Here is a 13,748-nt window from a genome sequence, read left to right on the forward strand (position 1 = left end):
TCACTTCGGGTCTGCCCCACAGCAGGAGCAGCCGGGAGCGCCCAGGCCGGCGCTGCGGCTGGCCCAGGATTCCGACCTGAGGCGTGCCGGTCTGCCGGCGGCAGGGGTCAAGTTGCCTGCCTGCGTCGAGGTTGGCTGTCGACGACTCACGTTTGTCAGTACGCTCGCCGTCGTGGTGGATGCGGCAGCGGTCGAGGAAGCGTTGGGCGTGCTGGCGGTGCGGTTGGTGACCCCGGTGGATCTGATCACCATCCACCGCGACAAGATGGACGAGGCGAGGCGGAACTCCCGGTACCGGAGCATGAGGTACGGGGCGTTCCTGTTGACGTACGGGCCGTTCGAGATGTTCTTCAACCAGGTGATCGGCGCGCACGGCGGCCCCCGGCAGAACACGCCGGCGACCATGGAACGGCTACGGCAGCGGTTCGGCCAGCACCTCGGCACGCCGGATGTCACCGGCCAGTGGCGGGCCCGGGTCCGTGCGCAGCCCGAGCCGGGTCGCGGTGGTCGCTGGCTCTGGACCACCATCGAGACGCAGCGCCTCGACCACTACCTACGCGACGCCAAGGCCGTCCGGAACCGGCTCGCGCACGGCGACGACCCGCAGACCGCGCCGAATGATTCCGGGACGCTGTATGACCGCAAGGACGGCAAGACGTCGATCACGCTGATGTGGGTCGAGGGCTTCGTACAGGCCGTACAGGACTTGGCCACGATCACCGCCCTCGAACTCACCGGAGACACCACCTTGATCCCGGACTGGCCGGTCCCACCCCGTACCGAGGTCAGCGCAAACCCGCCCGCGCCGCCTTGGGCGGCGACCCCGTAGCGGCACCCTCTCCGATCGCTATCGCTCGGCGATTGGCGCACTGGCCATCGGGGCACTGGCGGTGATCCGTGGGTGCTCGGACGTCGGGGAACTCACACGGACGCACCCGGACGTAGCCGGATTCGCGGCTTCCATCAGCCGAACCAAGACAACCATAAATATCGATCGAGGCGGTGCGCGGGGCTAGGACCTGGGGGGCGGATGCACCGGGACGGGGCCGGACTGAGTGGGTTGCATTCGGACGCCTCCTTGGTTGCAGTCGATCCTGAAGGAGACTGCTTCTCCAGCTACGGATCAGAAGGTTAGGGGTTCGAGTCCCTTCGGGCGCACAAGATCAGAAGGGGTCTGACCTGCCCGAACGACAGTCAGGCCCCTTTGCTTTTCCGTCCCTTGTGGTCGGCTGAGTGCTCGGTGGGTGCTCGTGCGACGAGCATCCCTCACGTCCGGCCCTGTCCAGTGGGCAGGTGCTTTGTCCGGATGGGTTTGATCATGGTTTAGGGTGTCGACCCTGACGCCCGGATCCTGGGACGGCTTTTTGTTCGGCGGTCTGCAACGCAATACAGGCTGGTTCGGCGGTACCTCCAGCTGTTCATGGTGGGGCTGGTGTCAGGGCAATCCCTTCCGGCCGTCTTCGGTTGGTGTCACGTTGCCGTGAGGGATGCGTAGCGAGCGGTGATCGACGCCTCCGATGACCGTGGAGGGGATCTTCGTCGATCCTGTTGCGCCGGAGGGGGATCCCGCCGAACCTGGCGACCAGTGGGTTCCTGCCCTGCCGTTCGATCCTGGCTTCGAAGCAGGTCCGCAGGCCGTGTGGTGTCTGGATTTTGGCCCGGTGACGGGCGGTCATCTTCGACACCGACGAGCGGTGCTTCGCGGCGAGGGTTCGTAGCATCGAGGTACGCATGGCCCCTTCGAGCCGGCTCAGTCGGTAGACGTTGCCGGTGAGCAGGTAGTACTGGACGAGTCCCCGATACTGTGCCCCGAACGTCGCGACGATGGTGTGGTCGCTCTGATTGATCAGTTCGGGGCACTCCGGCTGAGGTGCCCGCCACCTCAGGGCAGCGGAACGACGTAGGAGTCGATGCGGGCGATAAGCCCGTCCCGGAACGTGAACAGATCGTTGAAGGCGAAGCGGAGCGGTCCGTGGTCGATGCTGACGCCGAGGCCCTCACCCGTAGTGACGACGACCGGGCCGTCCTCGTGGACACGCTGGACGTCGAGCTTGGGGCTGCCGGTGAACGCCGGATTTTCGATCTCGCCGTCGAACTCCGCGTTGCCGCGGGTGGTCCGGTGGCCGTGGATGACCCACTCGACGTCGTCGGTGAGGGTTGCCAAGATTCGCGGGTGATCGCTCGTCCGGAATCCTTCGAAGTACTCCGCGACGAGGTCGCGCTGGGTCGTCTGAGTCATGGTGTTCTCCGTCTTTGTGGTGTCAGTGCTGCAGGTGTGCTGCGAGGGCGTCGAGGATCGAGGCGAGCCCATCGATGGCCTGGGCCGTCTGGAGTTCAGGCGGAAGCCGGCGCTGGTGGACCGTGAGGTCCGTGCCGTCGCCGGCGGGATGGACGGTGACGGTTGTGCGGAGGCCGGTGACGGGCTCGTCGAACACGAGTTCGTGCGGTGCGGCGATGCTCACGTAGACGAACCGGAGCCGGCGGGTCGCGCCGTCGGGCGCGCGGGTGTCGACTGTGAACTCTCCGCCGGGACGCAGATCGACGGTCACGGACTCCGGAGGCACAGCGGCGTGCGAACCGCCCCAGAACACCGCGATGCTTGCCGGCGAGGTGAAGGCGGCCCAGACGCGTTCGGGATCCGCTGGAAGGTAGCGCTTGGCGATCAGTTCGTCGCCGTGGAGCTCTGCGTTGGTGGTCAACGGACTGCGTTGCCGTCGGTGAGGTGCTGCTCGAGGGCGTTGAGCCGGTCGTCCCACGCGCGGCGCTGGTCGTCTATCCAGGTGCCGAGCGACGACAGCTGATCGACCCTCAGTCGGCAGGGGCGTCTGGTGCCCTCGCGTCGCTGCTCGACTAGGCCGCACTTCCTGAGCACACCGACGTGGTGGGAGATCGCCTGTGGGGTCAGGTCGAACGGCTCAGCGAGTTCTCCCACCGTGGCGTCACTTCGCGCGAGGCGAGTCACCAAGGCGCGACGGACGGGGTCACCGAGGGCGGCGAAGGCCAAGTCGAGGTCAGGGCTGGATGCCGCAAGCAAGGAAGGCATAGCTCCACTTTAATGCAAATAACCATTTGCGCAAGCGCCTGCTTGCAAGTGGGGTTGCGCCACGTACCAAGTGATCCCCATCCCAGTCGAGCTGGGGTCGTCGGTGCTTCACACGGCGGGGACCGATCCAGCCCCGGACCGCGCGACCACGACCTGGACCCAGTTCCTGCGGTCACAGGCCGAGGCGCTCCTGGCCGCCGGATCCGGATCCTCGGCGCGACCGCGCACCCCACTGCAGCCTGGGTGTCCCAGGCCGCCCGCAATCTGGTCATGGACCTCGAAGACACCGGCTGCCGGGTGAAGTACCTGATCCGCGACCGGGACGGCAAGTACCCGGCCCTGTTCGACACGATCATGGCCGACGCCGGCATCACCGTGGTACGCACCGGTGTCCAGGTTCCTCGGATGAACGCGATCATGGAGCGCTGGATCCGGACCTGCCGGCGCGAACTCCTCGACCGGACCTTGATCCTCAACCAGCGGCACCTGCTGCACGCGTTGCGCCAGTACGAGACGTTCTACAACGAACACCGCCCGCATCAGAGCATCGCCAACGCCCGACCACTCGGCCCACTACCCGAACCGATCACCGACCCCGACCGGCTCGCCCACCTGAACATCCACCGACGCGACCGCCTCGGCGGCATCCTCCACGAGTACGAGCATGCCGCCTGAGCTGCCCGGATGTCATTCTCGGCAGGTACAGGGGCAGAGGCCAAGGACTCAGCCTTCCAGGTAGGCGAGTACCGCCAGGATGCGGCGGTTGTCGTCCTCGGAGGGCTTGAGACCGAGCTTGGTGAAGATGCTGTTGCTGTGTTTGCTGACGGTCTTCTCGGTGACGAACATCCGGGCGGCGATCGCAGCGTTCGAGCGGCCCTGCGCCATCAGGGTGAGGACCTCATGCTCGCGTGGGCTCAGCTCCAGGAGCTTAGGGTCGGTGGAGCGGTGGGTGAGTAGCGCACTCACCACGTCGGGGTCCATAACGGTGCTGCCGGTAGCGACCTGCCGGACACTGGCGACGAATTGGTCGACGTCCGTAACCCGGTCCTTCAACAGGTAGCCCACCGCGCCCGCGCGATCCGACATCAGCTCCCTGGCGTAGATCTGCTCGACATACTGCGAGAGCACCATGATGGGCAGCCCTGGAATCTGGCGGCGGGCCTCGATCGCGGAACGCAGCCCCTCGTCGGTGAAGGTCGGCGGCAACCGCACGTCGACGATGGCGACGTCGGGGCGGTGCGTCGTCAGCGACCGGATCAGCGCGGGACCGTTGTCAACGGCTTCCACGACCTCGAATGAATTGGCCCGCAGGATCCTGATCAGGCCCTCGCGGAGCAGGGCGAGATCCTCGGCTATCACGATACGCACGGCAGCGACATCCTCACCTCGGTAGGTCCGCCCGGCGGGCTGTCAACGGTCAGCGTGCCGTCGAGGGCCGCCAGGCGACGGACGATGCCACGCAGGCCGGTGCCGGAATCGATCGAAGCACCCCCACGGCCGTCGTCGGACACCAGCATCGTCAGTTCCCCGGCAACGCCGCCCCGGTGGGGTGCGAACTCCACGGTGATCCGGATCTGCTGGGCCTGGGCGTGCTTGATGGCGTTCGACAAGGCTTCGGCGACGGCGAAGTAGGCCGCGGACTCGATCGGGGCCGGCAGCCGTCCGGGTAGGCGGGTCACCACCGTGGTCGGGATCGGATTGACCAGGGCCAAGGCCTTGAGTGCGCCCTCCAGGCCACGGTCCGCCAGTACCGGCGGATGGATGCCTCGTACCAGGTCGCGCAGTTCGGTCAGGGCGCTGGAGGTCGACTCGCGGGCCTCGGCCAGCAGCTGCTGGACGGCCTGCGGATCCTTGGGCAGTAACTGTTCGGCCAAGCCCAGGCTCATACCCAGCGACACCAGCCGGGCCTGCGCGCCGTCGTGCAGGTCGCGTTCGATTCGGCGCAGTTCACCGGCCTGGGTGTCGACGCTCTCAGCTCGCGAGGTCGCCAACTGTTGGACGCGGGCGCGCAGGCGCGCCTGTTCGGTGGGGCCGAGCAGAGCGCGGATCACCCTAGCGTTGAGGTTCGCGAGGCGCACCGCAGTGACGTACCAGAGCAGAAGGAAAACCGGACCGAGCGGTACCAGCCCGAACGACTGCGCGACGCTGTGCAGCCGGAAGCCCTCCCCCATCGGAGTGCGGAACACCTGTGAAGGCGTCAGCTGATAGATGAGCGGATAGGTCAGGTATACGACTCCGAAGACGAAGAACAGCAGCGACAGTCCGCAACTCAACCAAATGGTGATCGAGTTGACCACCAACCAGATCCAGTCCCGCCACGTCGCCGGGTCGCGCAGGATCGTCCAGAGCCGCACCGGCCACCCGGCGTCCGGCGTCGGCTGATAGGGCCGGGCGGGCACCGGTTCGCCGAGCCGGTCGGCGGCCCACTGGCGGTGCAGGTCGGCAAACCAGCGCACCAGTACGGTCGCGAGCAGGGTCAGTGGGATTCCGGCGCCAAGCACGGCGATCGATATCGAGGTGATCCAGAGCGTGGCCAGCACGGCACCTAGGACCGCGCCCGGCAGCAGCACCAGCGACCAGCCCAGCAGGCTCATCCGCTGGGCCAGCGCGGAGCGCGGAATCGGACCGTTGCGAGCGACGCGACCCGGCCCGGAGCCGTCCCGCGAGGGCGAGGAGCCGCCGGGAAGGGCGGTTCCGCTGTAATCGGTCATCTCACTCCATCATTGCGCATCGTGCCGAATCGCCGGGCTGGTGATTCACAGCGGCCGGCGATCCGCACTTCCCCACGGTGGGTTCCGCCACTCCGCGTGGGATCCAGCGACCATGGTGTCCGTCCGTGGCCCACGGAGGCTGGCATTGCCGGTCGACGGCTCGATCGATCGACACCCGCGCACACGTTACCCATCGCGTAAGCAGTTCCGGCCCGCTCCCCCGAATCTCGACCACCACCTCGCCGTCATCGGGATCCGGACCGTGTGGCTTGTCGCGTTCGCCTACGGCGCTGCCCGGGTCATCGGCAGCTGCGCTGCAACGAATTCCGAGTCGGCCGGACACTTCGTGCTTGCTCTAGCGGGCTCTAGCGGTGGCCGCACGCGGTGAGGCCGTCTCCGCAGCCTGGTTGATCGAGACCGCCTGGGCGGTGCTGGTCAACCAGGCTGCGCCGGCCCCATTCCCCCGGCACTATGGCCGTTACTTGACGGTGGCGGTCATCTGTTCGATTTCCTTGAGCACCAGGGCGGGCTTGTCCTGGGGAACATCGTGCGAGCTTCCCTTGGCGATGACGAGTGTGCGGTCGGGCCCCGCCTTGGTGAACGCCGCTGCCGCGTCGCGCCAGGCCTGAGTGTCCTGCGGGGATCCGTCGAAGGGCGTCTTGTCCGACACGACATAGATGACGGGGACGCTGTCGGGCCAGGAGATCTTGTGGTACGCCTGGTGCGTGGGACCGAAGTTGTCGGCCGTGGCGATGAGCTGGCGGTTCGCCTTCGTCGACGGCGCCTTCTTGAGCTCTTCGATCTGCGGCGCGGTTAGCGCGACGAGGCGTTGGATCTGGGTGTCGGTGAAGAATTGCGGCACGTTGGCATCGATCAGCACCGCCCCGGAGACAACGCCGGGGTTCGCGAGGACGAAGTAGTGGGCCACCTCCCCTGCCTGCGAGTGGCCCGCGAGGACCACGTTCTGGGTGACGCCGAGTTCACGCAGACCGGCCTGCAGGTCGGAGGCGGCGGCCTGGGGGTCCCAGGGGCCCTTCACCTCCTCGCTGGCGCCCATACCGGCCCGGTCGTAGGTGATGATCTGCGATCCGGTGGCCTGCGACAGCTGAGGCACCAGGGCATCCCAGTACGAGGAGTCCTCGCCGCCGCCGGCGTCCAGCACGATGGTGGGAGAACTTCCGGGCGTGACGTGGAAGGCGAGCTGATGCCCGTTGTTGGCGATCATGTGCAAGCCCGCTGCGGGGGCCGCACTTGCCGGGCCGGCCGGGTTCGTCGAGGTCGAGGGAACCGCGGCTACCGAGCTGGCCGCGGGTGCGGCCTTCGGCGCCGCCGAGCCATTACACCCGGCGACTGCCACTATCACGGCGACGGGAAGGACAAGGGCTAGGGCGGCCCGATGGAACCGGGAGATCTTCTGCGTGGTCATGGAAATGAGCTTCCACGGCCTCTGGATCCTGCTCAATCCTGCTACCACCCAGTCGGGTTGGGAGTTACCCCTACCCTCGCCAGGGGGCAAATCAGAACCCTGTACCTGCCGAGAATGTCATCCGGGCAGGTCAGGCGGCATGTTCGTACTCGTGGAGGATGCCGCCGAGGCGGTCACGTCGGTGGATGTTCAGGTGGATGAGACGGTCCGGGTCGCTGAGCGGACGGCGGTGGAGGTGATCCGTACGATCGCATCGGTCGGCTCCTCGAGCCTCGGATCGGGGATCTCGGTGACGTGTACGTCCCGTCTGCCGTGCCAGGTCAGGGCCTTCATGTCGAGGTCTCGCTGCCCTGGCACGCCCGAAAGCGCCGAGGTCCGTACGGCCCCGGCGCTCGGACCATGCACCCGGCCAGCAGCAGCGGCGAGCGTGGTGCTCCATGGGTGCTCGAACGTCGGTGAGCCAGCACGGACACACCGGGACCCAGCCGGAGTTCGCAGCTTCCGCGAGCTGCCGAGTTCGTTCACACATCTTACTTTCCGTGCATGAACAAGATCAACTTGCTGCACATCAAGGCGTACGAGCGTGACCTCAAGATCCGTAACCGCTCGCTCCGGACGGCCCAGAACTACCGAGAGACGTTGCTCCAACTCGACTCGTTCGTGTCGGGGGCGGACCTCCTGGAGCTGAGCCGGACGGAGGTCGAGGGCTACATCCTCCACGTCCTGGAGAGCCGGTCGGCTGCCTCGGCGTCCGGGCGGTACCGGGCGCTGCGGGCCTTCTACAACTGGGCCGGCCGTACGGGAGGAACTGATGCCGGAGTCGCCGATGCGGAAGATGACGCCGCCTCGCTGGCGGAGTGCAGTGGGTCGGACTTTGAATCGCGTCGGGATACCGCGATCATTCTTGAAGTAGGCGGGCTCCTTGGCGCGTTCGCGAAGTCGATGTCTGATCGCCGCAACTTGAAGTTCTCGAAGGTCTTCGATTAGAAGCGGGATACAAGGCAATCTCGATCCTGACGTGGGTGGCGCTCAATCCCACCGACGAAGGACCTCCGGCTATAGGCGCTTCCCAGGTTGCCTTCTACTCTCAGTCGTCGATCAGGGTCACCACGACGTTGCCGCGTTTGCGGCCCTGATCGACATAGCGGTGCGCGTCGGTGACACGTTCCAGGGGATAGGTCTTGTCGACGACGATGCGCAGGCTGTCCGCCTCGATCAGGTCGCGCAGCAAGACCAGGGCCTCACTCTTCTCCACGGACATGCCGGCCTTGACCTTCGGGCCACGGCGCATTGCGGTCCACGCGGTCAGCAGGTTATTGGTGACCAATCCGGTCGTGGGAAGGTAGACACCGTCGTCCCGCAACACCCGGCGGCACCTGCGATAGGAGCTTTTGCCGACCGTGTCGAACACGATGTCGTAGCGTTCACCGCGCTTGGTGAAGTCCTCGGTGGTGTAGTCGACGACATCGTCAGCGCCAAGCTCTCGGACCAGGTCGAGGTTGCGGGTGCTGCACACGCCGGTGACGTGTGCGCCGAAGTGCTTGGCCAGCTGAACGGCATACGTACCGATGCTGCCCGAGGCACCGATGACGAGTACTCGCTGACCAGGTTTGATGTTTGCCTTGTCCCGCAGGAAGAACAGCGCCGTAGACGAGCCATCGACAGCGGCCGCCGCCTGCGCGAAGGTCGTGTTGGCCGGCTTGATCGCCAGTGACGCGGTCTGCCGCAGGCACATGTAGTCGGCGTTGGCGCCGGGCTGGAACCCGGCGAACCCGAAGACCTTGTCGCCCAACCGGAACCGGGTCACTTTCTCGCCGATGGCCGCGATCTCGCCGGATAGCTCGATGCCCAGCGTGCGCATCGCGCGGCGCGGGCCGGTCAAGCCAATGATCACGCGTCCCCACAGCGGCCGGCCCTGGCGCATCCCGCTCTCGGCGGACGTGACCGTCGTGGCGTGCACGCGGATCAGAACCTCGTTCGGCTTGGGCTCGGGCGTCGGGCGCTCGACAAGTCGCAGCACTTCAGGTGGGCCGAACTTCGTGTAGACAACAGCTCTCACGAACATCCAACGTGCCAGGCCGTCTTGAGGGGCGCATCAGGCTTGTCCCGGGGATTCGCCCCTGAACCTACCCCAGGGTTCAGGCAAGGTAGCCATACGCCCGTTTTTAGGTGATCCCGAGTAGTTGTAGGGGTCGGTGTGGGTTTCGGCTGTTGCGGCGTAGGGCTTTCGCGATGGTGGTGATGCCGGCCAGGCGGAGCAGGCTGATCGCGGTGTTGCGCAGGGTGGCCATGGCGCGGGGTGCGTTGCCGGTGCGCAGGCGGCTGGCGTCTTCGGCGTAAGTGGTGTCGCGGATATGGTGCAGGATCTCGATGGCCCAGTGTCCGCGCAGAGCGTCGGCCAGGTCTGCCGGGCTGGCCTGGCCGGCGGTCAGGTTGGTGATCGCGTAGACGGTGACGGTGGACCAGCGGCCGGTGGCCAGATTCAGTCGGCGACGTCGGATTCGTAGTGCTTGCACGGCGTGTGGGAAGTCGAGGGCGAGTGCTCCGGTGCAGGTGACTGCTTGCAGGCGGCGGATGTCGTAGCGGCCGTGTCCGCGACTGCTGGTCTCGTCCTGGACCGGGATCTTCGCCCAGAGCAGGGTTTTGAGCTGCCGATACAGACGCGGCGTGGAGTAAGCCGCGCGGCGCGGTGTCCCTTGTGGGGGTCCGTTTCCGCGCGACTCCTCCCCGAACCGGACGTGCGAGCTTTCCCCGCATCACGGCTCTCCAGTGTTGCTACTGCGTGTGCGGCTGTTGATGGATGTCGCCGTGGCAGCGGGCGCAGACGATCAGGGTCTTCCGTCGGCTGTCCCGCATGGCTTGCACCCAGGGTGGTGTGGCCGCAGGGCTGTATCTGTTGAGGTCGGCGAGTCGTGTGACGTGGTGGACGGTGATCCCGTCGTGGGCGTCGCAGAGTTCGCAGATCCCGGCGGTGAGCCGGGCGATGAGTTGGGTTCCCCGCCGGGTCGGCCACGCTCCGTCGATGAGGCGGGCGTGTTTGCGGCGGCGTAGCGGGATCCCGCCGAATCTGGCGGTGAATACCGTTCCGTTCGGGGTGCGCTGGGTCGCTTCGAAGCACCGGCGTTTCCCGTGGGGGGTGACGACGGTGGTTTGGTAGCGGTTTCGCATCACCCACGGTGGTCGGCGATATTTGGCTGCCAGGGTCGACATCATCGACCGTTCCATGACATAACGGAGCTTGTTGAGCCAGCTGATGTTTCCGGCCATCTGATAGTACTGGACATATCCTCGATATTCCGCGCCGTAGGAGGCGACGATGTTGTGGTCGCTGGTGCGGATCAGGTCGTTACGGATCAGGGGCTTGTTCTGTTTCCGCAGGTATTTTCGGCATCTGGCGTTGACGTTTTCCGGTGGGACACCGAGGGCGATGGAGCCGTTGAGTGATCGTTTGCCCTTGGTGTGCCAGGTGTCGGCCTGCCGTGTCCAGATGTCGTAGCCGAGGAACCGTGCCTTGTGGGTGCGGGCGTGGGTGATCAAGGTTTTCTCGGTAGAAGAGCGAGCTTCAGATCCTTGCGCAGAAACGCGGTTAGCTCGTTCTTGATCTGTTCGGCTTCGGCCTTGGTGCCGGCGAATCCTAGGAGGTGATCGTCGGCGTAGCGGATATAGCGTAGCCGGCGGTAGTCCGGGTCGTGAACGTCGCGAGTGGGAATCGACTGCTGGATCTTGCGGTAGGTTTTGACCTTGTCGCGGTCGCCCTTCCTTTTCCAGTAGCCGACTCTTGACGTCGCGTTGTAGTACGCCCGGTTCGGCCGTCGGACTGTTCCGCGGGTCCAGGCCGGGACCATTTCCTGTTCCACGAATGTATCGAGACGGTCGAGATAGATGTTCGACAGGATCGGCGATATGACGCCGCCTTGTGGCGCACCGGAATGCGTGGCATGCCATTTCCAGTCTTCCAGATATCCCGCCCGCAGCATTCCTCCTACCAGGTTCAAGAACCGATTGTCGTGGATCTGCTCGGCGAGGATCGCGAGCATGACCTCGTGGTCGAGGCTCCCGAAGCAGTCGGCGATGTCGCCCTCGATGAACCAGGTCGTGCCCGTCCATGTCGAGGCGATCTCGTCGAGTGCGGTGTGGCAGCCCCGACCAGTGCGGAACCCGTGCGACCTGGTCGAGAACTGCGGTTCGTAGTACGCCTCCAACAGCAGGCGCACCACCTCACCGACCAGTTTGTCGGTCCAGGCCGGCAGCCCGAGGGGCCGTTGGGCTCCGTTCTTCTTCGGGATGTAAACCCGGCGGACCGGTGTGAACCGGTAGCGTTCGGCGCGAAGCCGACCGATGATGTCCCGGATGGCTTCCAGGCTCATCCCGTCGGGTGTTCTCCCATCGACTCCGGGCGTCATCGCGCCGTCGTTGGCGTAAATCCTCCCGTAGGCGATCAGAAACAACTGCTCGTTGAACAGTTGCCGATACAGCCGTTCCAGGGGCAGTTTTCGTCGTCCCCTGCCACGCAGGACTTTGAGTACCGTGTCAGCGCTCTGCATTACGCATACCTCCACTGTTTCTCACAGTCCGCATCACCTGCACCCCTTCGCCCTGTGAACGGCTTTCCCGTTCTCCTTGGCCGGGCGTTACTCCGGCGACTACTACGAGTGCTCCGACACCGCCAGCCGAACTGGGACGGTGATCCCACGTTCGTCTCTGACACACGAAATAGCGCGGCTGCAGGCGCCCCACTCATCTCCTTGAATACCCTCGCCGGGTATCGCTTCCGCCGCGAAGGTTGGCCAGGGCGAACCAGTACACCCCGACCACGACGGACACCGGTTTCAGATGCCTTTCCGGTCGCAGTAAATTGCTGCCGCTGGAGATTAGGGTTCAAACAATCAAGTCTTCGCCATACCGCACGGGTCTCCCGGCACGCCGTCTCGGGCATCTGAACCCGGCCGCCGATTTCCTGGCATGCTCTTGTCCCCTTCACCTTTCGGATCCAGGTAAGCCATCGGACCCAGCAGACCTCCCTTCGAGTCTGTCCCGCCTGAAACGGGGATGTGTCAGAGCGCCTCGTGGCGCACTGGTTGCGCTTCACGGTGAACACGTAACCGGCCTGCTTGGTCTCGGTCAGCCAGCGGGCGTGCTCGCGTTGGGTGTGTAAGGCGTCTGCGGTGACGAGCACCGCGGTCAGGTCGAGGGGGTCCAGCAGCGGCTGGAAGCGGGTCAGCTCGTTGGTCTTGCCGTCGACGTCGACCTGGCCGAGGACAGTCCCGGTGTGCTGGTCCAGCACCGCGAGGAGATGGACCTGTTCACCGGCTGGGCCGCTGCCCCGCAGCGTCTTGCCGTCCACGCTGTACACCCGCCGGCCCGTGGTCGTCGCCGGCCGCGAGGCGAGGATCCACCGGCCGACCGTGTCGTCCAAGGCGTCGGTGTCGACACCGGCCAGGATCCTGCGGAAGGTGGACTCGTCCGGCGCCCGGTACACCCCGGTGAACGGGTCCCGCCATGCGCCGAGCCCGGCGAGGACCTGCTGCGGGGCGTCGTTCGCCCACTCGGCGACCGCCGCCGCCGACCTGGCACCGGCCAGCACCGCCGCGACCGCGGTCGCCAGGACTCCCGCGAGGGGATGCACCACACCCCGCGGGTCCCGCCGATCCGGCACGGCCGTCAACGCCTCGACAAGACTCGTCCGGCGCGAGGCAGGCAGCGACACTCCAACATGATCCGCGTGCACGGCCAGCACACCGATCAGCGATGATGTTCCCAACGGGCGCGGTCCTCGGATGATCTTTCGGCTTCGACACCTGAATGATCACCGAAAGGCCGCGCCCGGCCTCATATCACCATGATCAGGAGCGTCCGCCCCGAAACACTCACGACGGGCATATCGCTATCTTGCCTGAGCCCTGGAACCTACCCTGACCTCGGCTAACGAATTTGATGATGTTGGTCGACCGACCGCTATCGCAAAACAGGGCAAACAGCGCACCCGCGGATTTGCTACCGCTGAACGCGGAACTGCAGCGGCTCCTGTCGGGCCGCCCTTCGCTCATACGAACCGCGCCGTACCGATCCGGACGGACGACTCTTCGTCCCTGGCAGCGGTACCTGCGATTTGCCCAGATCGGTGAAATAAGCTGATCACCGAGACCACCCGGTCGGTCAAGGACCTGCCCGTCCTGGCCGACTCCGGCTACGAGTGAACTGGTCAAGGAATCAAGACCCCGGTCAAGCAATCGACCGACGGCGCACAACTCGCCCCCGACAACCGCGCCTACAACCGGCTCCTGCGCGGTCTGCGCCCGCAGGGCGAACGCGGTTTCGCCACCTTCATCGGCCGCTGGAAAGCCCTGCGTCACACCACGATCAGCCCACGCCGGATCGGTGACATCGTCGCCGGCTGTCGGATCCGTTCCGGACTGCCCTGCACCCGGCCGCAAGGGGACCCACCCTGAGATCGTCGCGGCAGCAGGTTCAGGGTGCTGCTCCGGGGAGATCCGGATCCACGCGCGTGGCGAGGAGATCGATGATGGGCGTCGTGGCGACCAATTGGACATCCCCGCAGATCCGTCTT

15 protein-coding genes and 1 pseudogene are annotated in these 13,748 nt (G+C 65.8%); 4 read left to right on the plus strand and 12 right to left on the minus strand.

Translation table 11 applies throughout. The features are described from left to right. Positions 1-172 precede the first annotated feature (172 nt). The gene (locus KIF24_RS31580) at positions 173-829 is read left to right on the plus strand and encodes a hypothetical protein (protein WP_221087139.1); all 657 of its coding nucleotides are present in this window, start codon (positions 173-175) and stop codon (positions 827-829) included. A 589-nt stretch (positions 830-1,418) separates the two neighbouring features. Here KIF24_RS31580 and KIF24_RS35275 read toward each other — a convergent pair. Genes KIF24_RS35275 through KIF24_RS31600 form a run of 4 tightly spaced genes read right to left on the minus strand, consistent with a single transcriptional unit; the run spans position 1,419 to position 3,043 of the window. Further along, positions 1,419-1,886, minus strand: a complete 468-nt coding sequence (locus KIF24_RS35275) for a group II intron reverse transcriptase/maturase (protein ID WP_221087651.1) — start codon at positions 1,884-1,886, stop codon at positions 1,419-1,421. Continuing rightward, positions 1,883-2,239 (minus strand): nuclear transport factor 2 family protein, encoded by a 357-nt coding sequence (locus KIF24_RS31590; RefSeq protein ID WP_221087140.1) that lies wholly within the window; start codon positions 2,237-2,239, stop codon positions 1,883-1,885. The genes KIF24_RS35275 and KIF24_RS31590 overlap by 4 nt, the downstream gene beginning before the upstream one ends. A 22-nt stretch (positions 2,240-2,261) precedes the next feature. Next, positions 2,262-2,699, minus strand: coding sequence for an SRPBCC family protein (locus tag KIF24_RS31595; RefSeq protein ID WP_221087141.1), 438 nt, complete (start codon positions 2,697-2,699; stop codon positions 2,262-2,264). After that, positions 2,696-3,043, minus strand: coding sequence for an ArsR/SmtB family transcription factor (locus tag KIF24_RS31600; protein WP_221087142.1), 348 nt, complete (start codon positions 3,041-3,043; stop codon positions 2,696-2,698). Before KIF24_RS31600 ends, KIF24_RS31595 begins: the two co-directional genes overlap by 4 nt. 270 nt (positions 3,044-3,313) lie before the next feature. Here KIF24_RS31600 and KIF24_RS31605 point away from each other — a divergent pair, with 270 nt between their 5' ends. Continuing rightward, the gene (locus KIF24_RS31605) at positions 3,314-3,718 is read left to right on the plus strand and encodes a transposase (protein ID WP_230416015.1); all 405 of its coding nucleotides are present in this window, start codon (positions 3,314-3,316) and stop codon (positions 3,716-3,718) included. Positions 3,719-3,766: 48 nt separating this feature from the next. Here KIF24_RS31605 and KIF24_RS31610 read toward each other — a convergent pair whose 3' ends face one another. The 3 genes from KIF24_RS31610 to KIF24_RS31620 all read right to left on the minus strand — a co-directional run bounded on the left by KIF24_RS31610 (position 3,767) and on the right by KIF24_RS31620 (position 7,180). Further along, entirely contained in the window at positions 3,767-4,411 is a 645-nt protein-coding gene (locus KIF24_RS31610; RefSeq protein ID WP_221087144.1) for a response regulator transcription factor, read from the minus strand. Then, the gene (locus tag KIF24_RS31615) at positions 4,399-5,754 is read right to left on the minus strand and encodes a sensor histidine kinase (RefSeq protein ID WP_230416016.1); all 1,356 of its coding nucleotides are present in this window, start codon (positions 5,752-5,754) and stop codon (positions 4,399-4,401) included. Before KIF24_RS31615 ends, KIF24_RS31610 begins: the two co-directional genes overlap by 13 nt. 478 nt (positions 5,755-6,232) lie before the next feature. Next, positions 6,233-7,180 (minus strand): alpha/beta fold hydrolase, encoded by a 948-nt coding sequence (locus tag KIF24_RS31620; protein WP_221087145.1) that lies wholly within the window; start codon positions 7,178-7,180, stop codon positions 6,233-6,235. A gap of 543 nt (positions 7,181-7,723) precedes the next feature. Between KIF24_RS31620 and KIF24_RS31630 the strand changes: the two genes are divergently transcribed. Then, entirely contained in the window at positions 7,724-8,167 is a 444-nt protein-coding gene (locus tag KIF24_RS31630) for a site-specific integrase (RefSeq protein WP_221087146.1), read from the plus strand. Positions 8,168-8,267: 100 nt separating this feature from the next. Here KIF24_RS31630 and KIF24_RS31635 read toward each other — a convergent pair whose 3' ends face one another. From KIF24_RS31635 to KIF24_RS33735, 5 genes and pseudogenes are all read right to left on the minus strand, one after another. Beyond that, on the minus strand, positions 8,268-9,245 hold the full coding sequence (locus KIF24_RS31635; protein WP_230416017.1) for an NAD(P)-dependent alcohol dehydrogenase: 978 nt from the start codon (positions 9,243-9,245) through the stop codon (positions 8,268-8,270). 100 nt (positions 9,246-9,345) lie between these two features. Then, positions 9,346-9,843, minus strand: a pseudogene (locus tag KIF24_RS34855) (transposase); the annotation flags it as partial. Positions 9,844-9,955: 112 nt separating this feature from the next. Beyond that, complete coding sequence (locus tag KIF24_RS31645) at positions 9,956-10,717, minus strand: HNH endonuclease (protein ID WP_221087025.1); 762 nt, start codon at positions 10,715-10,717, stop codon at positions 9,956-9,958. Next, positions 10,714-11,724 (minus strand): reverse transcriptase/maturase family protein, encoded by a 1,011-nt coding sequence (locus tag KIF24_RS31650; protein WP_221087148.1) that lies wholly within the window; start codon positions 11,722-11,724, stop codon positions 10,714-10,716. Before KIF24_RS31650 ends, KIF24_RS31645 begins: the two co-directional genes overlap by 4 nt. Then, on the minus strand, positions 11,724-12,941 hold the full coding sequence (locus KIF24_RS33735; protein WP_230416018.1) for an ISAs1 family transposase: 1,218 nt from the start codon (positions 12,939-12,941) through the stop codon (positions 11,724-11,726). The genes KIF24_RS31650 and KIF24_RS33735 overlap by 1 nt, the downstream gene beginning before the upstream one ends. A gap of 448 nt (positions 12,942-13,389) precedes the next feature. Here KIF24_RS33735 and KIF24_RS33740 point away from each other — a divergent pair, with 448 nt between their 5' ends. Next, on the plus strand, positions 13,390-13,629 hold the full coding sequence (locus tag KIF24_RS33740) for a transposase family protein (RefSeq protein ID WP_331461407.1): 240 nt from the start codon (positions 13,390-13,392) through the stop codon (positions 13,627-13,629). Positions 13,630-13,748: the final 119 nt, after the last annotated feature.

It is taken from the genome of Micromonospora tarapacensis (genome assembly GCF_019697375.1).
GTDB classification, from domain to species: Bacteria; Actinomycetota; Actinomycetes; order Mycobacteriales; family Micromonosporaceae; genus Micromonospora; species Micromonospora tarapacensis.

What these genes read in the sequence shown, in the direction of transcription:
- KIF24_RS31590 (WP_221087140.1), bottom strand. Translation starts at nt 2,239, where the DNA reads ATGACTCAGACGACCCAGCGCGACCTCGTCGCGGAGTACTTCGAAGGA.
- KIF24_RS31600 (WP_221087142.1), bottom strand. Translation starts at nt 3,043, where the DNA reads ATGCCTTCCTTGCTTGCGGCATCCAGCCCTGACCTCGACTTGGCCTTC.
- KIF24_RS31605 (WP_230416015.1), top strand. Translation starts at nt 3,314, where the DNA reads ATGGACCTCGAAGACACCGGCTGCCGGGTGAAGTACCTGATCCGCGAC.
- KIF24_RS31615 (WP_230416016.1), bottom strand. Translation starts at nt 5,754, where the DNA reads ATGACCGATTACAGCGGAACCGCCCTTCCCGGCGGCTCCTCGCCCTCG.
- KIF24_RS31620 (WP_221087145.1), bottom strand. Translation starts at nt 7,180, where the DNA reads ATGACCACGCAGAAGATCTCCCGGTTCCATCGGGCCGCCCTAGCCCTT.
- KIF24_RS31630 (WP_221087146.1), top strand. Translation starts at nt 7,724, where the DNA reads ATGAACAAGATCAACTTGCTGCACATCAAGGCGTACGAGCGTGACCTC.
- KIF24_RS31635 (WP_230416017.1), bottom strand. Translation starts at nt 9,245, where the DNA reads ATGTTCGTGAGAGCTGTTGTCTACACGAAGTTCGGCCCACCTGAAGTG.
- KIF24_RS31650 (WP_221087148.1), bottom strand. Translation starts at nt 11,724, where the DNA reads ATGCAGAGCGCTGACACGGTACTCAAAGTCCTGCGTGGCAGGGGACGA.